The organism is Geobacter argillaceus, assembly GCF_007830735.1.
GTDB classification, from domain to species: domain Bacteria; phylum Desulfobacterota; class Desulfuromonadia; order Geobacterales; family DSM-12255; genus Geomobilibacter; species Geomobilibacter argillaceus.
In genome coordinates this window covers 1-22,060 of record NZ_VLLN01000021.1, presented here as the reverse complement: position 1 = coordinate 22,060, position 22,060 = coordinate 1, and the positions used below count along the sequence as shown (strand labels likewise).

17 protein-coding genes and 1 other annotated feature are annotated in these 22,060 nt (G+C 61.0%); of the genes, 12 read left to right on the top strand and 5 right to left on the bottom strand.

All coding sequences use genetic code 11. From position 1 onward, the window contains the following. Positions 1-10 precede the first annotated feature (10 nt). From JN12_RS15185 to JN12_RS15140, 10 genes are all read left to right on the top strand, one after another. Positions 11-1,033 (top strand): alpha-ketoacid dehydrogenase subunit beta, encoded by a 1,023-nt coding sequence (locus tag JN12_RS15185; protein ID WP_145024251.1) that lies wholly within the window; start codon positions 11-13, stop codon positions 1,031-1,033. 51 nt (positions 1,034-1,084) lie between these two features. Continuing rightward, positions 1,085-2,395, top strand: a complete 1,311-nt coding sequence (locus JN12_RS15180; RefSeq protein WP_145024249.1) for a dihydrolipoamide acetyltransferase family protein — start codon at positions 1,085-1,087, stop codon at positions 2,393-2,395. A 7-nt stretch (positions 2,396-2,402) separates the two neighbouring features. Continuing rightward, positions 2,403-3,161, top strand: coding sequence for a lipoyl(octanoyl) transferase LipB (gene lipB, locus JN12_RS15175; RefSeq protein ID WP_145024247.1), 759 nt, complete (start codon positions 2,403-2,405; stop codon positions 3,159-3,161). A 23-nt stretch (positions 3,162-3,184) separates the two neighbouring features. Beyond that, positions 3,185-4,582 (top strand): dihydrolipoyl dehydrogenase, encoded by a 1,398-nt coding sequence (lpdA, locus tag JN12_RS15170; protein WP_145024245.1) that lies wholly within the window; start codon positions 3,185-3,187, stop codon positions 4,580-4,582. 80 nt (positions 4,583-4,662) lie between these two features. Next, positions 4,663-6,363: a DUF1302 domain-containing protein gene (locus tag JN12_RS15165; RefSeq protein WP_145024243.1), complete on the top strand. Its 1,701-nt coding sequence runs from the start codon at positions 4,663-4,665 to the stop codon at positions 6,361-6,363. Positions 6,364-6,377: 14 nt separating this feature from the next. Further along, positions 6,378-7,727, top strand: coding sequence for a DUF1329 domain-containing protein (locus tag JN12_RS15160; RefSeq protein ID WP_145024241.1), 1,350 nt, complete (start codon positions 6,378-6,380; stop codon positions 7,725-7,727). A gap of 82 nt (positions 7,728-7,809) precedes the next feature. Further along, a complete protein-coding gene (locus JN12_RS15155) occupies positions 7,810-8,865 on the top strand; it encodes a WD40/YVTN/BNR-like repeat-containing protein (protein ID WP_211360555.1) in 1,056 nt (351 codons plus the stop codon). Positions 8,866-8,889: 24 nt separating this feature from the next. After that, positions 8,890-11,388, top strand: coding sequence for an efflux RND transporter permease subunit (locus JN12_RS15150; RefSeq protein ID WP_145024239.1), 2,499 nt, complete (start codon positions 8,890-8,892; stop codon positions 11,386-11,388). A gap of 40 nt (positions 11,389-11,428) precedes the next feature. After that, on the top strand, positions 11,429-12,454 hold the full coding sequence (locus JN12_RS15145) for an alcohol dehydrogenase catalytic domain-containing protein (protein WP_211360554.1): 1,026 nt from the start codon (positions 11,429-11,431) through the stop codon (positions 12,452-12,454). A 132-nt stretch (positions 12,455-12,586) separates the two neighbouring features. Continuing rightward, entirely contained in the window at positions 12,587-13,216 is a 630-nt protein-coding gene (locus tag JN12_RS15140) for a TetR/AcrR family transcriptional regulator (RefSeq protein WP_145024237.1), read from the top strand. A 218-nt stretch (positions 13,217-13,434) separates the two neighbouring features. On the opposite strand, the gene JN12_RS15135 is transcribed toward JN12_RS15140, so the two are convergent. The 5 genes from JN12_RS15135 to JN12_RS15115 all read right to left on the bottom strand — a co-directional run bounded on the left by JN12_RS15135 (position 13,435) and on the right by JN12_RS15115 (position 18,633). Further along, positions 13,435-13,761, bottom strand: a complete 327-nt coding sequence (locus JN12_RS15135) for a hypothetical protein (protein WP_145024235.1) — start codon at positions 13,759-13,761, stop codon at positions 13,435-13,437. 7 nt (positions 13,762-13,768) lie between these two features. Continuing rightward, positions 13,769-14,035 carry a hypothetical protein gene (locus JN12_RS15130; RefSeq protein WP_145024233.1) on the bottom strand — a complete coding sequence of 89 codons (267 nt, stop codon included), beginning with the start codon at positions 14,033-14,035 and terminating at the stop codon, positions 13,769-13,771. A 187-nt stretch (positions 14,036-14,222) separates the two neighbouring features. Beyond that, positions 14,223-15,569 (bottom strand): MFS transporter, encoded by a 1,347-nt coding sequence (locus tag JN12_RS15125; RefSeq protein WP_145024231.1) that lies wholly within the window; start codon positions 15,567-15,569, stop codon positions 14,223-14,225. Positions 15,570-16,048: 479 nt separating this feature from the next. Continuing rightward, a complete protein-coding gene (tesB, locus tag JN12_RS15120; protein WP_246125885.1) occupies positions 16,049-16,915 on the bottom strand; it encodes an acyl-CoA thioesterase II in 867 nt (288 codons plus the stop codon). A gap of 164 nt (positions 16,916-17,079) precedes the next feature. Further along, positions 17,080-18,633: a 2-isopropylmalate synthase gene (locus tag JN12_RS15115; protein ID WP_145024229.1), complete on the bottom strand. Its 1,554-nt coding sequence runs from the start codon at positions 18,631-18,633 to the stop codon at positions 17,080-17,082. Positions 18,634-18,746: 113 nt separating this feature from the next. After that, positions 18,747-19,038, bottom strand: a binding site (T-box leader). A gap of 1,099 nt (positions 19,039-20,137) precedes the next feature. Between JN12_RS15115 and JN12_RS15110 the strand changes: the two genes are divergently transcribed. Together JN12_RS15110 and JN12_RS15105 are read left to right on the top strand one after the other, a co-directional pair. Continuing rightward, positions 20,138-21,304: an ABC transporter substrate-binding protein gene (locus JN12_RS15110; protein ID WP_170241940.1), complete on the top strand. Its 1,167-nt coding sequence runs from the start codon at positions 20,138-20,140 to the stop codon at positions 21,302-21,304. A gap of 94 nt (positions 21,305-21,398) precedes the next feature. Beyond that, on the top strand, positions 21,399-22,060 hold a 662-nt coding region (locus tag JN12_RS15105; protein WP_170241939.1), incomplete at its 3' end, for a branched-chain amino acid ABC transporter permease.

The following is a 22,060-nucleotide window of genomic DNA, read 5'->3' as shown; positions in this document are numbered from 1 at the left end:
GAGGCTTCAAATGCCGGAGATCATGTACAAGGACGCGGTTCGCGATGCGATCCTCGAGGAAATGGAGATCGATGAGAAGGTCTATCTCCTGGGGGAGAACTGCAGCCAGGACTGCTGGGGGATGAGTGACGGGTTGTTGAGCAGGTTCGGCCGGGAGAGGGTCCGGAACACGGCGATCAGCGAGGCCGCCATCATCGGATCAGCCGTGGGAGCGGCGCTGGCCGGCTACCGGCCGGTGGCCAACATGATGTTCGTGGACTTCGTCATGTGCGGCGCCGACGAGGCCCTCCACAAGGCCGGGAAGTGGCGCTTCGCCCATGGCGGACAGAACGAGATCCCGCTGGTCCTCCTCGCGCCGTGCGGAGGGTACTCGAAGATCGGCCCGGAGCACTCCCAGGTGATGGAGTCGTTCTTCATGCGCTCGCCGGGGATCAAGATCGCCATCCCCTCCACCCCCTACGACGCCAAGGGACTTCTGAAAACCGCCATCCGCGACAACAACCCGGTCGTCTTCCTGCCCCATAAGAGCCTCATGGGGATGGTGGGAGAAATCCCGGCGCAGGAGTACCTCATCCCGTTCGGGAAGGCGGACATCAAGAAGACGGGGAGCGACGTGACCGTGGTTGCCATCGGCTATCTGGTGCAGGTGGTGCTTGAGGTGGCCGAGGTGCTGGAGAGGGAGCATGGCATTAGCATCGAGGTGATCGATCCCAGGACCCTGGAGCCGTTCGACCTCGACACCGTGGTCGACTCGGTGAAGAAGACCAAGAGGGTGGTGCTGGTCGACGAGGATACCTCGCGCTGCGGGGCGACCGCGGAGATCGGGATGCTGCTCATGGAGAACGCCTTCGACTACCTCGATGCGCCGGTCGCGCGGGTGGCGGCGGCCAATTACCCCATTGCCGCAGGCGCCCTGGAGCAGTACGTGCTCCCCCAGCCGCAGGGGATCGCCGACGCGATTGCCAAGGTCCTCGGAATCTCGCGCCAGCTGGACGTACGCGAGCAGGTGAAGCTCAGGGGCGGCTTCGGGTAGACCCTGCCCCGGCAGGCAGGACGGAGCAAACAAGCAACAGAGGAGGAAGAGATGCCAGTCCCGATAAACATCCCCAAGCTTGGAATGTCCATGGCGGCAGCAGATCTGGTCGAATGGAAGGCCTGCGAGGGTGACCGGGTCGAACAGGGGACCGTGGTTCTCACCATCGAAACCGAGAAGGTGAGTTGGGATGTGGAGGCGCCCGCGGCGGGGTTTCTTCGCATCATGGAGCCGAGCGGCAAGACGGTGAAAGTCGGCGCCCAGGTGGCATGGGTCGCGGCAACCAGGGAGGAGTACGAGGCGCTGGCGCGGCAGCTCCCCGAGGCGACGGTACCGCAGGTACCAGCTGCAGCGGGACCGGAGGAGCGGGGCGCAGAGCCCGCACCGACGCGGCCGGTCCCGTCTTCCCCGGCGGCGCGCCGGCTGGCGGGGGAACTCGGGGTTGATCTCGCCACCGTCCAAGGGACAGGCCCCGGTGGACGGATCACGGAAAAGGATGTCGCCGAGGCGGCTGCGAAACCGCGGGCGACCCCCCTTGCCCTGAAGATAGCCGAGCAAGAGGGGCTCGACCTGGCCACGGTGAACGGAACCGGTCCCGGTGGAAAGATCGGGAAGGCCGACGTGGAACAGGCCCTAGGCGCGAAGCAGCCTGCGACGCAGACCTCTTCCGGGGCGCTCAGGGTGGTACCGATGACCGGGATGCGCAAAACCATCGCGGACAACATGTATGCGAGCCTCCACAACACGGCGCAGGTGACCGTCTCGGCGGAAGTGGATGTCACCGAGTCGCTGAGCTTCCTGGCCAGCGCTCAGCAACGCTACGGAAAGAACGGCGCGGTCAAGGTCTCCTTCACCGACGTGCTGGTCATGGCGGTGGCCCGGGCGCTGCGGCGGGTTCCCGTCCTCAACTCGAACCTGACCCGGGACGAGATCATTCTCTTCGACGATGTCCACCTGGGGATCGCGGTGGCCGTCCCGGAGGGGCTGATCGTGCCGGTGCTTCGCAACGCGGAGCGGAAGGGGCTCCTGGAGATCGCCCGCGAGAGCAGGGAGCTGGCGGGCAAGGCACGGGAGGGGCGTTTGGGGATGGAGGAGATCACCGGCGGTACCTTCACCATCTCGAACGTGAGCATGTTCGAGATCGACGGCTCCACCCCCATCCTGAAGCCCCCCGAAACCGGCATCCTCGCGGCAGGGAGAATCCGCGCCAGGCCCGCCGTGGTTGACGGGGAGATCACCATCAGGGAGATGACCACCCTCAGCCTGACCTTCGACCACCGTGTCGTGGACGGTGCCGAGGTGGGGGAGTTCATGGGGCACCTCGGAGCCTACCTGGCCTCTCCGACCATGATGCTCACCTGAGGTGGTTATGGACGTCATCGACTGGGGGGTGCTCGATTTCGAATCTTCTTCAGGCCGGCAGCAGAGGCTGGTGCGGGCCCGTCTCGACGGCCGGGCTCCGGACCGCCTCATCCTGGTCGAGCACCCTCCGGTGGTGGCCATCGGGAGAAGCGGGGCCGAGAGCGACCTGCTCCTCTCCGAGATGCTGCTCAGGGAAAAGGGGGTGGAGGTGCGCCGCGCGGCACGCGGGGGGAAGACCACCTACCACGGCCCGGGGCAGCTCGTAGTCTACCCGATCGTGGAGCTGCGGCCCCGGGACCTGCACCGATACGTCCAGCTCCTCCTGGAGAGCCTGGCTGCGCTGCTCCGGGAATACCGCCTCGAACCGGTCAGGAGGGACGGGGAGCCGGGGATCTGGGTGCAGGGGAAAAAGATCGCCAGCATCGGCGTGGCGGTGAAACGATGGGTGACCTCCTACGGCATCGCCCTCAACGTGAACAACGACCTGGCCCCCTTCGCCTGGATCGTCCCCTGCGGGAACCCGAGGGAGAAGGTCACCTCGATGGCGGAGGAGCTGGGGAGAATGGTGGATTTCTCCAGGGTCAAGGAGCGGCTCGTGGCCCTGCTCCTTCCCGCCATTGGGAGTGAAAAAGGCACGACGAGGCATCCGAGCTGGTTGCAGCTTCGGGCGCCGGAATCGGGACCGATCGAGGCGATGGAAGAGATGCTTCAGGCGGAGGAGATGGCGTCGGTGGACGATAACGGGCCACTGAACCTATGTGGTTAGGGTGGTTAGCCAAGGAGAAAACAGTGACTGAACAGAGCTTCGACGTCGTAGTGATCGGCGGCGGCCCCGGAGGGTACGTAACCGCCATCCGGGCAGCACAGCTCGGGATGCGGGCCGCACTGGTGGAGCGGGAGCACCTCGGGGGGATCTGCCTCAACTGGGGGTGCATTCCTACCAAGGCGCTGCTTCGCTCCGCCGAGATCTACCGTCATCTCAAGGAGGCGCGGCGCTTCGGGGTGAAGGCGGAGCAAATCGGGTTCGACCTGGCGGAGATGGTGAGCCGTTCCCGCGGGGTATCGGCTTCGCTGCAGCGCGGTATCGCCCACCTGCTGAAAAAGAACCGGGTGCCGGTTTTCGAGGGGACGGGGAGGGTCGAGGGCCCCGGCCGGGTACGCGTCACCAGGGATCGGGTGCAAACCATGCTCCTGGCGAGCCACATCGTCATCGCTACCGGGGCGCGGGCGCTGGAGGTGGAGGGGCTGGAAGGAGACGGCAGGCTGGTTTGGACCTACCGTGAGGCGCTCGTCCCGGAAACGCTCCCCAGGCGTCTCCTCATCGTCGGGGCAGGGGCGATCGGCCTCGAGTTCGCCTCCTTTTACCAGGAGCTCGGGGTAGAGGTCACGGTGGTGGAGGCGCTTTCCCGGGTGCTCCCGTCCGGCGACGAGGAGGTTTCGCTCCTGCTGCGCAAGGAACTGGAAAGGCAGGGGATAACGATCCACACCTCGACCCGGGTCACCGTGATGTTCAAGGGGTCCGACCACGTGACTGCTACCCTGGAGGGGACCGGCGCCCCCGGGGAGCTCACGGTGGATCGCGTCCTCCTGGCGATGGGGGTGGTGGGGAACGTGGAAGAGCTCGGCCTGGAAAAGACGCGGGTCCAGGTGCAGCGAGGGGCGATCCGGATCGATGGATGGATGCGGACCGACGAGCCGGGGATCTACGCCATCGGCGATGTCGCGGGACCCCCTTGTCTGGCCCACAAGGCGAGTCGCGAAGGGGTGCTCTGCGTGGAGAAGATCGCGGGGCTGCCGCACCTTCGTCCCCTGGAGCGGAACCTGGTTCCCTACTGCACCTACACCCATCCCCAGGTGGCGGGCATCGGCCTTACCGAGAAGCAGGCGCGGGAGCGTAATGATCCGGTAAGAGTCGGCACCTTCCCCTTCGCGGCGAACGGAAAGGCGCTGGCTCTGGGGGAGACGAGCGGTTTCCTGAAGGTCATTTTCGATGCCAGGACCTCCGAACTACTGGGCGCGCACCTGATCGGCGCCGAGGTCACCGAGATGATCCAGGGGTACGGCATTGCCATGGGGATGGAAACGACGGCAGCCGAACTCGAGCAGACCATCTTCGCCCATCCGACCCTGTCGGAGATGATGCACGAGGCGGTGCTGGCAGCCCACGGGCGGGCGGTTCATATCTAGTCCGAACGGAGTGAAAAGAAGCGGAAAAATCGGTGCGGGTTCGCTGTGTGACAACCGGGTGGGTTCAAAGGGGGGAGCAAATGCGCAACATATTGCATGAGAAGCTTCACGGTCTGGGGAGAAAAGGCGACGGTAAGGGATATCGGCTTGGAACGGCGGCTGCGGTCATCGCAACTCTTCTGGGGCTTTCCAGCGGCGCGGAAGCTCTGGAAATCAAGACGGGAAACGAAGATGTCCAGGTTCGTTTCGACAATACGCTCCGCTACACGCTGGGTCTGAGGGTGGCCCAGCAGAATCAGTCGGTCATGGGCGACCCCGCCACCTCCAATACCGATGACGGGGACCGCAACTTCGCCCACGGCATAGTGAACAACCGGATCGACCTCCTCTCCGAGCTCGACGTCTCCTACCAGAAGCGGTTCGGGATCCGGGTCAGCGGCGCCGGCTGGTACGATGCCGCCTACGAGCCCCCCTTTGACAACACGAACCCCGCCTCTTCCAACCATCTCGACAACGGCCAGCCGGTGGCGGGGGGATTCAACTCCAGGGCGAAGCGCTATTACCTCGGCCCGAACGGGGAACTTCTGGATGCCTTACTTTTCGGGAAGGTCGTGGTGGGGGAGATCCCGGTCAACCTCAAGGTGGGACGTCACACGGTCTACTGGGGCGAAGGTCTGCTGGCGGGCGGCGCGATCCACGGCATCTCCTACGGTCAGTCCCCGCTCGATCTCGCCAAGGCGCTCCCCTTGCCGGGGATCGAGGCGAAGGAGCTCTTCCGTCCGCTGAACAGCATCTCGGCCCAGGTGCAGCCCACCTCTGATCTCACCATCGTGGGGCAGTACTTCCTGGAGTGGGAGCAGATGCGCTACCCGGAGGCGGGGACGTATCTCGGCTTCTCCGACGTGATGCAGGAGAGCGCCGAGTCGCTCATCGCGGCGCCGGGGGTGAGATTCCTGCGGGGCGCCCCGAGCGAACCGAACCCATTCCGGAACTGGGGCGTGGGCGTTCGCTACAGTCCTGAGGCGCTGGACGGCACCATCGGGGTCTACTATCGCAAGACCGCCGACCTCCAGCCGCAGGTCGCCATCCTGCCCGGCGCCAGCAGCATCCCCGGGATCGCCGGAACCTACTACCTCACCTACGGTACCAACATCGACATCGTCGGGGTCAGCCTTTCCAAGCAGCTTCTCGGGGTGAGCGTGGGCGCCGAACTCTCCCATCGCTGGAACATGCCGCTCAACAGCAATGCCGTCGTGGTCGCCTCCGCGCCGACCGACGGCCAGACCTTCGGCGCACGCGGCAATACCTGGCACGGCGTGCTCAACTTCCTCGGTCTGATCAACAAGACCCCCATCTTCGATTCCGCGCAGTGGATCACCGAGTTCACCTGGAACCACCTGGAGAAGGTGACCCAGAACCGGGCGGCGCTGAAATCGAGCGACGTCGGCTACAACGCGATCGACCAGGTCAGCAAAGACTTCTTCGGGGGCGCGCTGGTCTTCATCCCGACCTGGTTCCAGGTCGTCCCCGGAGTGGACATGACCCTCCCCTTCAGCTACGGCCAGGGGATCAGCGGCAACTCCGCGGTCGCGGCCGGCGGCAATCACGACTCCGGGAGTTGGAGCGCCGGCCTGGGCTTCGACGTCTTCACCAAGTACAAGGTCGACCTGAAGTACGTCAACTTTTTCGGGCAGATCGAGGGGGGCGTTGCCAACGATCTCGGTTCCGCGGGACTCAAAGATCGCGACATGGTCACTTTAACCCTCAGGACCACATTCTAGGAAGGAGAGACATCATGAGGCTGCGTGAATGCTTGGTTGCAACCTGTCTGGCACTGGCATATGCAAGCGTTTCCCTCGGAGCGGTAACCGCCGAAGAGGCAAAGAAACTCGGCACCACCCTGACCGCGGTCGGCGCCGAGAAAGCTGGCAATGCAGACGGGACCATCCCACCCTACACCGGCGGGCTCACCACCCCTCCCACGGGGTACAAACCGGGCTCCGGCATCCGCCCTGACCCCTTTGCCCATGAAAAGCCCGTCTTCTCGATCAGCGCGAAGAACCTGAATCAGTATGCGGACAAGCTTACCGAGGGGACCAAGGCGCTGATGAAGAAGAATCCCTCCTTCCGGATCGACGTCTATCCGACCCACCGCACCGCGGCGATGCCGAAGTACGTCCACACCGGGACCGCGCGCAATGCGGTGACGGCACAGACGGCCAACGGCGGCGTCAGCGTGAGGAACGTGAAGTCCGGGATACCCTTTCCGATGCCCAAGGACGGCTACGAGGCGATGTGGAACCACCTGCTCCGCTTCGACGGCGAGGCGTTCGAGTTCAAGTTCACCGTATGGAACGTCGATGCTTCAGGCCGCAGGACGCTCTCCTCCAAGGGGATCGAGATCCAGGAGTACCCCTACTACGACCAGAAAAAGCCGAGCACCGAGCATTCCATGTTCCTGAAGGTCACCTATCTCGAGCCGGCGCGGCGCAGCGGGGAGTCCATCATGTTCTATGACCCCCTCGATTTCGCCAGCAAGGGGAGGCGGGCCTGGCAGTATCTCCCGGGGCAGCGCCGCGTGAAGCTCGCGCCCGACATCGGCTTTGACGGCCCCGACCCCTCTACGGCGGGAACCGGCACCTACGACGACAACTTTATCTTCAACGGCTCGCTGGAGCGGTTCGACTGGAAGCTGGTCGGCAAGAAGGAGATGTACGTCCCGTACAACGCCTACAAGATGGTCTACGAGGTCAAGGCGGACAAGATGTGTCTGCCGAAGTTCCTCAACCCGGACTACGTGAGATGGGAGCTCCACCGCGTCTGGGTGGTGGAGGCGACCCTCAAGCCGGGGAAACGTCACATCTACAGGAAGAGGGTCTACTATCTCGACGAAGACAGCTGGGCGGCCCTTGCCGTGGACAAGTACGACGCGCGCGGCCAGCTTTTCCGGACCGGGTACTCCTCCATGACGCAGAGCTACGACGTCCCGGCGCCGCTCTCCGACCCGTGCGTCTTCTACGACCTCATCGCCGGCGGGTACTGCTTTGCGATCAGCCTCGCGGACGACGGCTATCTCCGCTACATCAAGCCGCTTCCCGCCAGGGACTGGAGCCCCGACTCGCTGGCCGGCAACGGGGTGCGGTAAGGCAGTTCAACGTTCAAGGTTCAAGGTTTTCAACACCGAACTTTGAACCTCGAACCTTGAACCCGGTTCTAAGGAGCAGCAGATGAAACTATTGATCACGATCACGGCGATGCTGCTGGCAGCTCCGACCTTCTCCGCCTATGGGGCCGGCACCTTCCAGGACGTGCTCGACATCCCGGCGGTGAAGAGCCCGCTCGCGGCGAGGACCCTCTACAACGGGGTCGCGCTGACCGGCAAGCGCCTGGTCACGGTCGGCCAGCGGGGGCACGTCCTCTACTCGGACGACCAGGGAAAAAGCTGGGTCCAGGCCGCCGTTCCGGTCAGCTCCGACCTAGTGGCGGTGCATTTCCCCTCGCCCCAAAACGGGTGGGCCGTGGGGCATGACGGCGTGGTCCTCCATTCCGTCGATGCCGGCGCGACCTGGACCAAGCAGCTCGACGGACGCGCGGCGGTGGGGATACTCTCCGGGTACTACGCCGCGCATCCGCCGACCGGCCCGGACGCCGTGCGTGCCATGAAGGACATCAGGCAGACCATCGAGGCGGGGGCGAACAAACCGTTTCTCGACGTCTGGTTCGAAAACGATTCGAGCGGCTACATCGTCGGCGCCTTCAATCTCATCTTCCACACCGCCGACGGCGGAAAGAGCTGGGAGCCGTTGCTGGACCGTTCCGAAAACGTAAAGCGCCTCCACATCTACGCAATCCGGCCGGTGGGGGAGGACCTCTATCTGTGCGGCGAACAGGGGATGGTCCTGAAGCTGGAGCGCAAAACCGGTCGATTCCGCGGGGTCGCCACCTCGTACAAGGGGACCCTTTTCGGGGTGACCGGCAAGCCGGGAGCGGTGATCGCCTTTGGGCTGCGCGGGAATGTCTTCCGGAGCACCGACGGCGGCGCGCGTTGGCAGAAGATCGAGACCGGGGTGCCGGCGACCCTGACGGGGGGGACGCTGACCGGCGACGGCCGGATCGTCCTGGTGAGTCAGGGGGGGGAGGTGCTGGTGAGCGGTGACGGCGGGGCGAGCTTTCGGCCGGTGAAGGTGGAACAGCCTTTTCCAGCTACCGGGGTGGTGGCCCTTGATAACCAAAGCCTGATGTTGGCGGGCTTGCGCGGCGTGAAGAAACAGCCGCTGAACTAGAGAACGCAAACGGAGGGAACTGTCATGGCCGTCGGAATGGACAAGATAGAGGACATGCCGGTAGTTAAGGACCTGAAGGAGTTCGACCAGGGCTCCGGCAATGTGCTGGAGCGGTCGGTCTTCAATCACCGCAAGATCGTGGTGGTGGTCTGCGCGCTGATCACCCTGGCGCTGGGTTACCAGATGTCGAAGCTCGTCTTCAACGCAAGCTTCGAAAAGATGATCCCCCAGAGTCATCCCTACATCAGAAACTACCTGGCCAACAAGAACGAGCTGCGCGGCCTGGGGAACTCCCTGGTCGTGGTGGTGGAAAACACCAAAGGAACCATCTTCGATCCGGAGTACCTGGAGGTGCTCAGGCAGATCAACGACGAGCTGATCCTCACCAAGGGGGTAGACCGCGCCTGGGTGAAATCGCTCTGGACACCGGTGGTGCGCTGGGTAGAGGTGACGGAAGAGGGATTCAAGGGGGGGCCGGTGATGCCGGACACCTACGACGGTTCCCCCGGGAGCATCGATCAGCTCAAGCAGAACATCTCCCGTTCCGGGATCATCGGGAGCCTGGTGGGGAACAACTTCAAGTCATCCATGATCTCGGTGCCCCTATTAGAGAAGGATTACGACACCGGCAAGCGCATCGATTACAGCGAGTTCTCCAGGACCCTCGAGAAAAACATCCGCGCCAAGCAGAGCGGCAGGGTGAAGATCCACATCATCGGCTTCGCTAAGCTGGTCGGGGATCTCATCGACGGGCTGATGCAGGTCATCACCTATTTCTCGGCCGCAGCCCTCATTGCCGCGGTGGTGATCTTCCTCTACACGCGCTGCCTGCGCTCCACGGCCCTGGTGATCGCCTGTTCGGCGGTGGCGGTTGTCTGGCAACTCGGCTTCGTCGCCACCCTCGGTTTCGAGCTAGACCCGTATTCGATACTGGTCCCGTTTCTGGTCTTCGCCATCGGCGTCTCCCACGGCGTGCAGAAGATGAACGGCATCATGCAGGATGTCGGGCGCGGTACCCATCGGCTCGTTGCCGCCCGCTACACCTTTCGGAGGCTCTTTCTCGCCGGCATGACCGCGCTTCTGGCGGATGCGGTCGGGTTCGCGGTGCTGATGCTGATCGATATCCCGGTGATCAGGGATCTGGCGCTCACTGCCAGCATCGGCGTGGCGGTCCTCATCTTCACCAATCTCCTCCTGTTGCCGGTCCTCCTCTCCTTCACCGGCGTGAGCCAGAAGGCGGCGCAGCGCAGCCTCCGGGAAGAGACCGAGGTGACCAGCGGGAAAGGGGTCGGCGCCGTCTGGAGTTTCCTCAACCGCTTCACCGAGCGCCGGTCGGCGACGGCGGCCGTGACCGTATCCCTCCTCCTTGCCGTGGCGGGGTTTCTGGTCAGTCTCCACCTCAAGGTCGGCGACCTCGACCCGGGGGCGCCGGAGCTCCGCCCCAACTCGCGCTACAACCTGGACAACGACTACATCACCAAGAACTATGCGCTCTCCAGCGACATGTTTTGCGTGATCATGAAGACGCCGGCCGACGGCTGTTACAAATACGAGTCGCTCATCGAGGCGGACCGTCTGGCCTGGACCCTGCAGCAGGTGCCGGGCGTTCAGGCCACCATATCCCTGGTCGATCCGGTCCGCCAGGTGACCTCGGGGACCTTCGAGGGGAGCCCGAAGTGGTTCACCCTGTCCCGTGACCAGAATGTCCTCAACTACGGCGGACAGCAGGCGTCGGTCAACAACCAGGACCTATTGAACAACGACTCCTCGGTGATGCCCGTGATCGCCTATCTCGCCGACCACAAGGCCGAGACGCTGAACCGGGTGGTAAAGGTGGCCGACCAGTTCGCCAGGGAGCACACCACCAAGGAGCGCTCCTTCCTCTTGGCCGCCGGGAGTTCCGGCATCGAGGCGGCCACCAATATCGTGGTGAAGCAGGCGAGCCACACCATGATGTTCTACGTCTACGGCGCCGTGATCATCCTCTGCTTCATCACCTTTCGCAGCTGGCGTGCCGTGGTGGTGGCGGTCCTGCCACTGGTGGTGACCTCCATCCTCTGCGAGGCGCTCATGGTGATGCTGGGGATCGGGATCAAGGTCGCCACCCTCCCGGTTATCGCGCTGGGGGTCGGAATCGGGGTCGACTACGCCCTATACCTTTTGAGCGTCCAGCTCGCCAAGCAGCGCCGGGGGGAAACGCTCAAGGACGCTTACAACCAGGCAGTCCTCTTCACCGGGAAGGTCGTCGGGCTGGTCGGGATCACCCTTGCCGCCGGGGTCGTCACCTGGGCCTTCTCGCCCATCAAGTTCCAGGCCGACATGGGGATACTGCTCACCTTCATGTTCATCTGGAACATGTTCGGGGCGCTGGTCCTGATCCCCTCGCTCTCGTTTTTTCTGCTCAACCATCAGCACGTAAAGGTGACGGCCCCGACGGCCGCTCTGAGCGTCGCGGGAGAAGATCTACAGGTTCATGATGGCAAAGAGGGGAACGGATTAATTAAAACAGAACCTCTCTGCTAGCGCGTTTCCGGTTGGACCATATCAGTTTCCGGAGGAATCCATGATGAAGGCGGTCGTTTTCAAGGAAGCAGGAAAAAAGCTGGAGGTGCGGGAGGTCCCGAGGCCCAAGGCGGGGCCGGGGGAGCTGGTCTTCAAGGTCGGCGCCTGCGGCATCTGCGCCTCGGACATCCATGCCACCGAGGTCCCGGGGATGCTGCCGCCGGGACAGGTGCTGGGGCACGAATGTGCCGGGGAGGTGGTGGAGGTCGGCCCGGAGGTAGCCGGCGACTGGAAGGTGGGCGACCGGCTCCTCTCGCTCCCGATGAAGGTATGCGGGACCTGTCCGGCGTGCCAGGGGGGAGACTTCACCCAGTGCAGCGCCATGATCATCCAGGGGTTCGACCTGCGCTTTCCGGGAGGGTATGCGGAATACGCCCCCGCCTTTGCCGCGATGGCGATGAAGATCCCCCCCGAGCTCGATGTGCGTGACGCGGCCGTGATCGAGCCGCTCGCCGTGGGGCTCAACGCCTACCGGACCGCCCAGGTCCCCCCCGGCTCGGACGTCGTCGTGGTCGGCGCCGGGGTCATCGGGTTGGCACTGGCGAACTGGGCCCGCTTTTTCGGCGCCGGGAGCGTGGCGGTCAGCGAGGTGGTGCCGGCGCGCATCGAGCGGGCCAGGAAGCTCGGTGTGGATCTGGTGATCGATGCCGGGAGCTGCGAGAACCCGGCGGCGGAGTTCGAAAGGTCCACCGGCCGGCCGTGCACGGTCATCTTCGAGTGCATCGGACGGCCGATCATCCAAAAGCTCATCGACATGGCTCCCTCCAACACCCACCTGGTGGTGGTCGGGGCGGGGATGCAGCCGGAGCAGCTGACGCCGTTTCCGGCGGCCATGAAGAAGATCCGGATCACCTTTGCCCTGGGGTATGACCCCGCCGACACCGCCTTCGTGATGCGGATGCTGGTGGCCGGCCGGATCAGCGCCTCTTCGCTGGTTTCGGCGACCACGGGGCTGGAGGAGGTCCCGGAGATGTTCGCGGCACTGCAGAAGCCCAACGACCACTGCAAGGTGCTGATTGTTACCTAGAGCCTGCGGTTAGAAAATGCTTGACGGCGCCCCGGAAGCGTCATTATAGGATAGTGCGGTACATCGTTTTACTACCGGAAAAACCGGGCGGACCGGCTCGTTGCCCCTCATTGGCCTGGGAAAAGAGACCTCATGATACCTGTAAAGCCCACTACACCCGCCAAGCGGCCCAGTCGCGAGCGCGGAAGAGCACGCCGGGAGCAACTGCTCAATGCCGCTGCCAAGTTGCTCCTGGACCGCGACGTGGAAGAGATAACCTTCAAGGAAATCTATGAGAACGCCGGCATTCCGCCGGGGTCAGCGTATCATTTTTTTGACAATGTGGAGTCCATTCAACTGGCCCTTTTTGACCGTTTCGCCGACGAGTTGTTCGAATTCATGATCGCAAGTCTTGACCCGTCGAAGCGAAGCAGCTGGATGGAGATACTCGACAACCTCGTCGACAACGTGGCGATCTTTTACAACACCAACGCCGCTGCGCGTCGGATCATTCTGAACTCCAAGGTGCCGATCGGGCAGATTTCCGAGCCGGACAAGCTGGCCGGACAGAAGACGGAAGAGTTGCTGAACCGGTACTTCATCCTGCCGGAGTTAACAAACCGGCTGGAGATCTTCGTTCTTTCCACGAAGATCGTGCACCTGTTTCTCTCGATTTCGGTGATCCTCTACGGGATGATCACAAAGGAGCTGATCGACGAGGCAAAGACTGCGTTCAAGGGGTACCTGAAGACCTACCTGCCGGAGAAGATGGAAAGAAGATGATTCCTGGCGCCGCCTGACAGCGGTTACTCGACCTTTGGGTTACAGACAGGTGGGAACGCCATGTCCAATGCAGCAACGACCCCGGCCGCTTCGGCGGGTTCCTGCTCCTGTGGCCATAGGACGGGGAAATAGTCGGCCGGATGGCCTTTGCCAGACTGTCTCAAGGAGCGGTGAAGAGTTGGATGAGCCAATGCCTGCGGCCGAAAAAGGAAGTTGCCTTACTTCCACCTGAACCGATTTTGTCCCCCGATGCGGATGTTGAGCAACAGGATCGCTTCGGATGATTCGGTCGGCACCCAGTAGAGCACCAGAAAATCTCGGGCGCCCGCATCCAAAACGTACTCTCTGACCGTGACGGACTTGCCGCCGACCGTGCGTCTCCGAACCGGTGCCACCTCCTCGAACCGTGCAATGTTTTCCAGCATGACGAGGTAGCTGGCGTGCAACCGCTCAATGAAGCGGACGGCGCCCTTATCCGCATATTCATCGAGAAACGACTGTAGGCGCCGCACGAACAGCGGCGTTGCAACGATCTCACGGCTCACGTCGGGATTACTCGATGACTGACCGGGCACGTTTCAAGGCGCCGGCAAACATCTCTTCCACGGCAGGGGCTTCCAGGTGAATGCCGGTCAGTTGATATTCTTCCCACGCTTCAAGCGCTTCGCTCTCGAAGATCACGTCCTCCTCTGCTGACTCCAGGGCAGGCGTGCCGATGGCTTCGAGTACCGATGCCATCGGCTTCCCCAGCCTGCGTGCCACCCGGTCGAGGCGCTCGGCAAACTGGTCGCTGACCCTCAAATTCAACTGTCTGCTCATGACATACCTCCTCATGCTTGCAAATGCTAGCACCTGACAGCTCGGCCGTCAATCCCTGTGAGGGGAGGGAACGAGAACTCCTTCACTTGCCGAATAAGAAATGAACTGAGAGCAGCGAGGCCTCCCGGAGAGTTAACCGGGAGACCTCGCTGCTCTCTATCCTCTCATTACGGTCAGTCGGTTTCCATCAGCCCATCTCGGGGGCGAAGGCCAGATCCTTTTCCTCCTTGGCCGCATGCTCCGCGCTGCGTGCAACCAGGGTCATGGCCACCGCGGCAATGGCGCCGGGGATCGCGAAGGCGAGGAAGTTGTAGGTCAGCGGCAGGTTGATGGCCTGCAGGGCGCCGCCCAGGATCGGCCCGGCAATCGCCCCGCTGCGGCCGACTCCCGATGCCCAGCCGATGCCGGTCGAGCGAATCGCCAGCGGATAGAACTGGGCGACATAGGCGTAGAGCAGAATCTGCGTTCCGATGGTGGTGGCGCCCGCCAGTGCCACCAGCAGATAGAGCACGGCCGTAGAGTTCTTGAAGCCGAGCAGGCTGATCGATGCCGCGGCGATGATAAAGAACACGATCACCACGCGCTTCAGATGCAGGCGGTCGCCGATCATTGCGCCGCCGACTGCGCCGAAAATAGCGCCGAAGTTCAGCACCAGCAGGAAGCTCAGGCTGGAACCGAGTCCGTAGCCGGCTTTGATCATCAGCTTGGGCAGCCAGGAACCCAGGGCATAGACCATCAGCAGGCACATGAAGAAACTGACCCAGAACGTCACCGTGCTCAGCGCCCGGCGTTCGGTGAACAGCGCCACCAGAGGGACGTGCTTGGTCTGGCCGGTGGGCATATTGTACTCATCCCCAGCCTGCGGCCTGAAGCCCGGTTCCACCCGGGAGAGCATGGTAGCGGCCTGGTCGTCGCGCTTGGCGCGCACCAGGAAGCCGACGGATTCGGGCAGAAAGTAGAGAATCAGCGGCAATAGCAGCAGCGGGATCGCGCCGACGAAGAACACCGCCGACCAGCCGAATTTCGGTATCAGGTACATGCCCAGGCCGGCCGACAACATGCCACCAACCGAATAACCGCTGAACATGATGCCGACCAGGGTGCTGCGCATCTTTTTCGGGGAATACTCGGTCATGAGCGCCACCACGTTCGGCATTACCCCGCCAATGCCCAGACCGGCAAGGAAGCGGCAGATACCAAATTCGAGCGGGTCGCGGGCAAAGCCATTGAGGAAGGTGAAGGAACTGAACAGCACCACGCAGATGGCGACCATCCATTTGCGCCCGTAGCGGTCGGCCGCCGGGCCGAAGATCATGGCCCCCAGCATCATGCCGAACAGGGCATAACTGCCGAGCGAGCCTGCCTGCAGCGGAGTCAGACTCCACTCCTTCATCAGCACCGGTAGCACTGCGCCGTAGATCACCAGGTCGTAGCCGTCGAAGATGATGACCAGCGCACACCAGAACAGCACCATCAGGTGAAACCGGTTGAATCGTGCCTCGTCGATCAACTTGTGTACATCGATCTTTCTCATGCATTACCTCCTTCGAGAGTGCCTTTCAGGGATGAAAGGCTGTTTAGTGAATTCACAGCGTGCTGTTGAGAGTGAACCGAGGCTTCATGTCCGGTACCTCTCGTTAACGGTACGGGCCTGTTAGTTGGAAAATATAGAATAATGTTTTGCAATTATGTTTCCAAGTAATTAATTAGATGGAAATAAAGGTTTGTGGATACATAACTTACCGTTTTTGCGTTGCTATAATGTTAGTATATTGGTTACATTGTTTTATATATAATGGCGTGTGGTCGGCTTGATATGTAATATTCTGATTCGTCGTGTAAAAAATTGATGGTGCCAGGAAGGGCCTTGGAGCGACGAGAAGCAGGTGGAAAGATGGGCGATTGGACCGCGTATCGAGGTATTGGCGATTAAGTAGAGAAGGGCCAGGGGGTGGAAAGCTGTTAAACCTGCAGATGGCGGCCAAGGGTGCCGTGGCCGGTCATCGGCCTTTTTTACGACACCGGATTGATCCGCATCAACCCTTCCTGGCAGATGGTCGCCACGAGTGCCCCGTCCCGGGTGAAGATGCTGCCCGTTGCAAACCCGCGCGCACCGGAGGCGCTTGGGCTCTCCATGACTAAGAGCAGCCACTGGTCGACCCGGCACGGGCGGTGGAACCACATGGAGTGGTCGAGGCTGGCCATCTGGGCGTTCATCTCCCGCAACGCTTTTTTGTAGGGGAGGACGGCGGTGCGAAACAGGGCGAAGTCCGAGGCGTAGGCCAGGATGGCCTGGTGCAGGTCAGGGGCAGGGGGAACCGCTTCCAGGGTGCGCATCCAGAGGGTCTGTAACGGGGGGCTGGTATCGGCCAGGTAGGGATTGGCCGGTAGAACGGGACGGATGTCCAGCGGTACCTGCCAGGCCGACCGGTCCTTGAACCGGTCCGGGTCAAGCTCGACCGCCTGCCGGCGCAGTTCCGCGAGCGACGGCAGATCGTCGGGACCGGGAACGTCGGGCATCCCGTTCTGGTGCTCGAAACCGCTCTCCTCCTTCTGGAACGACGCGGCCATGTTGAAGATGGGGCGCCCGTGCTGGATCGCCACGATCCGGCGGGTGGCGAAACTGTGCCCGTCGCGGATACGGTCGACGCTGTACACGATCGGGGCGGTCATGTCCCCGGGGCGGAGAAAATAGGCGTGCAGGGAGTGGGCGCTGCTGCCCTTCACGGTCCGGCAGGCCGCAGCCAGTGCCTGGCCCAACACCTGGCCGCCAAAGACGCTTTTCCCTCCGATGTCCCTGCTTTCTCCCCGGAAGATGTTCTCCTCGATCTGCTCCAGATCCAGCAGCTTCAACATGTCCTCTACACTGGAATGCATCATGACGGTTCCTGTTCGTACTGTTTTTTCCGGTAGCGGCACTGTTTTGCGCCACTGCCAGTATTTTAGCAAGCTCAGCTCCGTTGTGTAACGGGTGCATCGCGTGGATATAAACAGAGGGGGACTCCGGCATGGTTCCGAAGCCCCCCGATGATAACCGGACAGGATCAGAGATGCTCTACGATCCTTTCCTTTTTCGACTGCAGCCGGTTCAGGGCGTTGATGTACGCCTTTGCCGACGCCTCGATGATGTCCGTGGATGAACCGCGGGCGAGCACGGTCCGGTCTCCCTCTTCAAGCCGTACGGTGACCTCGCCCAGGGCATCGGTGCCGCCGGTAATGGAGCCGACGTTGTACTGCAGGAGCTTTGCCTTGGTCTTGGTCAGCTTCTTGATCGCCTTCAGGACGGCATCGACCGGGCCGTCGCCCAGTTCGGCGGTACGGCACTGATTCCCTTCGATGTCCATCTGCACGGTAGCCGTTGCTACGGCAAACGAGCCGCAGGTGACGGTGACATGGCTGAGCTTGAATTTCTCGTCAGCCTGGGTATTCACCTCGTCGGCCATGATGGCGTCCAGGTCCTCGTCGAACAGTTCCTTCTTCAGGTCGGCCAAGGCCTTGAAGCGGACAAACGCCTTGTTCAGCTGCTCATCATCGAACTCGTACCCCAGGTCTTCCAGCCGCTTCTTGAATGCGTGGCGACCGGAGTGTTTTCCCAGGACCAGGGCGTTCGTTTTCAACCCGACCGATTCGGGGGTCATGATTTCGTAGGTGGTCTTGTTCATCAGCACCCCGTGCTGATGAATCCCGGCCTCGTGGGCAAAAGCGTTGGCGCCGACAATGGCCTTGTTGGGCTGCACCACGATCCCGGTGACGGTGGTGACCAGCCGGCTGGCAGGGGTCAACTGCTCGGTGGCCACGTTGCACACGTAAGGCAGGATGTCGCGACGGGTCCTGAGCGTCATGACGAACTCTTCCAGGGAGCAGTTGCCGGCCCGCTCGCCGATACCGTTGATCGTGCACTCCACCTGCCGGGCCCCGGCCTGGATGGCGGCCAGGGAGTTGGCGACGGAGAGCCCCAGGTCGTTGTGGCAGTGGACGGAGATGATTGCCTGGTCGATATTGGCGACATTCTGCTTCAGGTAGGAAATGATGTCGAAATATTCCGTCGGTATGGTGTAGCCGACCGTGTCGGGAATGTTCACTGTGGTCGCGCCGGCATCGATGACCGCTGCCACCATCTCGGCCAGGAAGGTGCGCTCGGTCCGGGTCGCGTCTTCGCAGGAGAATTCCACGTTGCTGGTGTAGGACTTGGCCCTTTTCACGGCGGTGACCGCGGCAGCTAATACCTTTTTGGGCTCCATCTTCAGCTTGTACTTCATATGGATGTCCGAGGTGGCAATGAAGGTATGTATCCGCCCCTTTTCCCCGGCGTACTTCAACGCCTCCCATGCACGGTCGATGTCCTTCAATTCCGCCCGGCACAGACCGGCGATCTCCGGTCCCTTAATGGTCTGGGCGATCTTTTTTACGGCCTCGAAGTCCCCGATGGAAGCTATGGGAAAGCCGGCTTCGATCACGTCCACATTCAGCTTCTGCAGCTGCTTTGCGACTCTGAGTTTCTCCTCGATGTTCATGCTGGCGCCGGGGGACTGCTCGCCATCCCTGAGGGTCGTGTCGAAAATCCTGATGCTTGTCTGTTCATCCTTTTTCTTGGCCATTGCGCGGGTTACCTCCTGTTGTTGAATGTCGCTCGGCACGATCTGTCCGTGGTTGTCCCGGAGTGGTGCTGTACAGCATACCATGCCGGAAAAATAAAAAAGCCCCCGCCCCGACAAGGGGCAAAGGCTTTGCCTTCGCGATACCACCCTTTTCACCCGGAATTGCCATGCTGCTGGCTGCCGACGTACACTTCGTCAAGCCAATCTGCACGGAATCAAATCCGGGCCTCATTATACCCGTCACGTGGGTTTGACGTCCCTCCCTACTGCACGAACAGAAAAACATGTTCATGGTTCAGGAAGGAAGCTCCAAGGCGAGTTCACCGTTGCCGCCTGCTGATTCGCACCACCCATCAGCTCTCTGGAAGGGGCCAGCCGGTTACTACTCCTTTTCACAGCCTCTGTTCTATTCGATTTCTGAGAACAGTAGTGAAATGGAAAATTGTTGTCAAGCGTTATTCCGTTTGATTCTGCAATGTTTTGTCCGGCTGAACGAATGTTTTGCGATGTTGTCTAGCCGTGTGGATTGTCTTGTGAAATGGCTTTATGGCCTTTGTACAGAGTGCCTCTGAAGCAATGTCTCCATGAATGTTTTACCGGACCGCCTTCTTGGTGACGGCTATTCTTCATGGGTTGCTCTGTGGGCGAGGCGCTGAGATACCTCCAGATGTTGCGGTATTCGTGCATGTTGTCATTTGATAAAAAAGTGTTTGACTTGAGAGGGTGATGGTGTTATTTATTGATTATTCAATTGACTGGCTAGTCAATCAATTTGGCCAGCCCAGGCGTACAGGGTGTTAGGTGATGGGTGCATGAGTAACATGATAAAGTTACGGTGCGCCATAGTTAGGTATGAAGAGGATGGCAATGCCAAAATGTGGACTTGGTTGTGCTGGTATTGTGATTGGCTAAATAAATGTTTTACTGACTTGAAATGTACTGTGTTTGTCCCAAGGTAGGCACGGCATCTTTGTGAATGTATACATGGTTGACCAGTCAGTCAATGCGCTGTGCCTCGCTGGGCAACGGCTGTTTCGTGATTGCTCGGCGAATCGTCACCATGTTCCAGGTGTCTCTCGAATAATTTCCGGTTACCGGGAAGATTGTTAGGGGGGCGGTCAGTGCCTACCCACCTGGTCTTAGTGGTGGCTGTTGCATAGGCTGTTCAGGGTGTGGTTGCAGGGAAAGACTCAAGATTTGTTGGCATAACTACTTTTTATTGACAAGGATAGGTATGCTTGTATATACAATTAAATAATGGTTGATTGCGATGGGTGCTGCTTGGCTTTTTTATCCGGAAACTCGTTTGGTGAACAAGGATAAGTCTTGTAGGTACGGTGTGTTGAGCGTGTAGAAAGATGCTGGCGTGTGATGGGGGGGAGAGCGATGAGTGTTTTAAGCTGGCGTTGTGTTGATAGATTGATGTTTTGCGGTTTGGCACGAGGGCGAAGAGCGAGGTGAGTTGTTTAACTAGGGGCTGTATCAACCAATCATGGAGGTGGGTATGAAAGTGAGTAGATATTCAAAGGGCCGTGTAGGAATGATGCTGACTGTTTTCATGTCGCTTCTGTTGTCCTCCTTTATGCCTTCATTTGCCGCAGAGCCGATCAACATCGGCTTTACCACCGACTTTTCAGGTCCTACCGCCACCCTGACAATGGTGGAAGCGCCGGTGGTGGAGATGGTCGTGAAGGAGGTCAATGCTGCCGGCGGCATCAACGGCAGACCGATCAATCTCATTGTGCAGGACAACGCCTCTGACCCGGCCAAAGCGGTCGGCAATGCGAAGATGTTCAAGGAAAAATACAACGCCAAGGCGATCATTGCGGGGGTCACGTCATCCGTGAACATAGCGCTCAAGGCTTGGGCGGAGAAGAACCATGTCTCCGTCATTGCCTTTGACCCCCAGAGTGACAAATTGTGGGACAAGAAGGGTAAGTCCTGGTTCTTCCGCAGCGCGTCTCCCGCCTCTCAGCTCGTAGAGGCTTCACTGGCGAGGCTGAAGAAACTCGGCTACACCAAGGTAGCCTTTGAGGGAACCACCCTGGCGTGGGGCACCGATACCCTGGCAACGATCAAGGAAAAGGCTCATGAATATGGAATCACCGTCGTTGGTTCGACCCTGGCAGAGCCGAAGACCAAGGACCTGAGCATCCAGGCGAAGCAGCTTAAGGAAACAGGTGCCCAGGCACTGATCTGCTCGGATTATGAAGCAGAGACGGTCGTCTTTGCGCGGGCATTGAAGGCCATCGGCTGGAAGCCGTTCATCATCCATACGAGCGCCGCGAACCTCAATGCCTCGATGTCGCTCAGTTCTGCGGACATGTACGAAGGGTGGGAGACGGTAACGATAGCCGACAGTGCAAAACCCTTGGTGCAGAAGGTCTGGTCTAAGGCCGAGGCGTATACCGGCAAGAAGATCGATCACGACGAGAAGGCGATTCGTACCTACGACGCCATCAGCCTGCTGGTTGAGGCCCTGAAGAAGAGCGGAAATCCCAACGACGCAACAGCCATCCGCGATGCGTATTACAAGCTGGACAACTACGAGCGGGCGCTCGGTCAGAAGGGTGGCAAAGGCGGCTTTGCCGTCGGCAGAAACCATCTTCTCACTGCCGAAGGAGTAGTTATCTATACCCTCAAGTCCGGGAAGATGCTAGCCGTGAGATAGAGCTGAGAACGTCGCGAAACGTCGTCGGTTTCCGTCCCGAATGGAATCTGTTCGGGACGGAAACTCCCAACAACCAAGAAGGCTCGGGTGTCATATGGACAGTTTTCTTTCAAACCTGGTACCGATCATCATCGTCGGCCTCTCCCTGGGGAGCCTGTTTGGGCTGGTAGGCCTGGCCTACACGGTCATCATCAACGCGACGCAACTGGTGAACTTCGGCCAGGGCGACTTTGCCATGGTAGGGGTGGCGGTCTGCTGGGCACTGATCAGCAAGCTGGGGCTGCCGCTCTGGGTGGCGTTTCCCCTGGCCGTGGTAGCCGGCGGTGCCATGGGGTTCATCACCAACGCAGCCATCGTCACCCCGCTGTTGAAAAAGGATGTGCATCCGTTCTACCCGATCCTCGGCACCATGTCGGTCGGGACGATCGCGGCGGGCGCGGTCGGGATCTTCACCGGGTTCTACTGGATGCCGATTGAGCACTTCCTGGGCAACGAGCCGCTGAAACTGGGCGGCATCCCGATGGACACCCAGGGGCTTTTGATCATCGGTACCACCGTCGCCATCGTCACGGTTTACTGGTATCTGCTGCACAAGACCCGTCTGGGTCTGGCGCTGCGGGCCACCGGCTTCAACCGTGAAGTATCGCTTCTGGCCGGGATACGGGTGGGCAAAATGGCCAGCCTCTCCTTCGTCATCAGCGGCATGATCGCGGCCATCGCCGGGGTCCTGTGCGCGCCGTTCTCCGCCTTCACGGC

Excerpts from the sequence above, each read along its gene's own strand:
- JN12_RS15160 (WP_145024241.1), top strand. The coding sequence starts at position 6,378 with ATGAGGCTGCGTGAATGCTTGGTTGCAACCTGTCTGGCACTGGCATAT.
- JN12_RS15165 (WP_145024243.1), top strand. The coding sequence starts at position 4,663 with ATGCGCAACATATTGCATGAGAAGCTTCACGGTCTGGGGAGAAAAGGC.
- JN12_RS15115 (WP_145024229.1), bottom strand. The coding sequence starts at position 18,633 with ATGGCCAAGAAAAAGGATGAACAGACAAGCATCAGGATTTTCGACACG.
- JN12_RS15110 (WP_170241940.1), top strand. The coding sequence starts at position 20,138 with ATGAAAGTGAGTAGATATTCAAAGGGCCGTGTAGGAATGATGCTGACT.
- JN12_RS15145 (WP_211360554.1), top strand. The coding sequence starts at position 11,429 with ATGATGAAGGCGGTCGTTTTCAAGGAAGCAGGAAAAAAGCTGGAGGTG.
- JN12_RS15125 (WP_145024231.1), bottom strand. The coding sequence starts at position 15,569 with ATGAGAAAGATCGATGTACACAAGTTGATCGACGAGGCACGATTCAAC.
- JN12_RS15185 (WP_145024251.1), top strand. The coding sequence starts at position 11 with ATGCCGGAGATCATGTACAAGGACGCGGTTCGCGATGCGATCCTCGAG.
- JN12_RS15155 (WP_211360555.1), top strand. The coding sequence starts at position 7,810 with ATGAAACTATTGATCACGATCACGGCGATGCTGCTGGCAGCTCCGACC.
- JN12_RS15150 (WP_145024239.1), top strand. The coding sequence starts at position 8,890 with ATGGCCGTCGGAATGGACAAGATAGAGGACATGCCGGTAGTTAAGGAC.
- JN12_RS15130 (WP_145024233.1), bottom strand. The coding sequence starts at position 14,035 with ATGAGCAGACAGTTGAATTTGAGGGTCAGCGACCAGTTTGCCGAGCGC.
- lipB (WP_145024247.1), top strand. The coding sequence starts at position 2,403 with ATGGACGTCATCGACTGGGGGGTGCTCGATTTCGAATCTTCTTCAGGC.
- JN12_RS15180 (WP_145024249.1), top strand. The coding sequence starts at position 1,085 with ATGCCAGTCCCGATAAACATCCCCAAGCTTGGAATGTCCATGGCGGCA.
- JN12_RS15140 (WP_145024237.1), top strand. The coding sequence starts at position 12,587 with ATGATACCTGTAAAGCCCACTACACCCGCCAAGCGGCCCAGTCGCGAG.
- tesB (WP_246125885.1), bottom strand. The coding sequence starts at position 16,915 with ATGATGCATTCCAGTGTAGAGGACATGTTGAAGCTGCTGGATCTGGAG.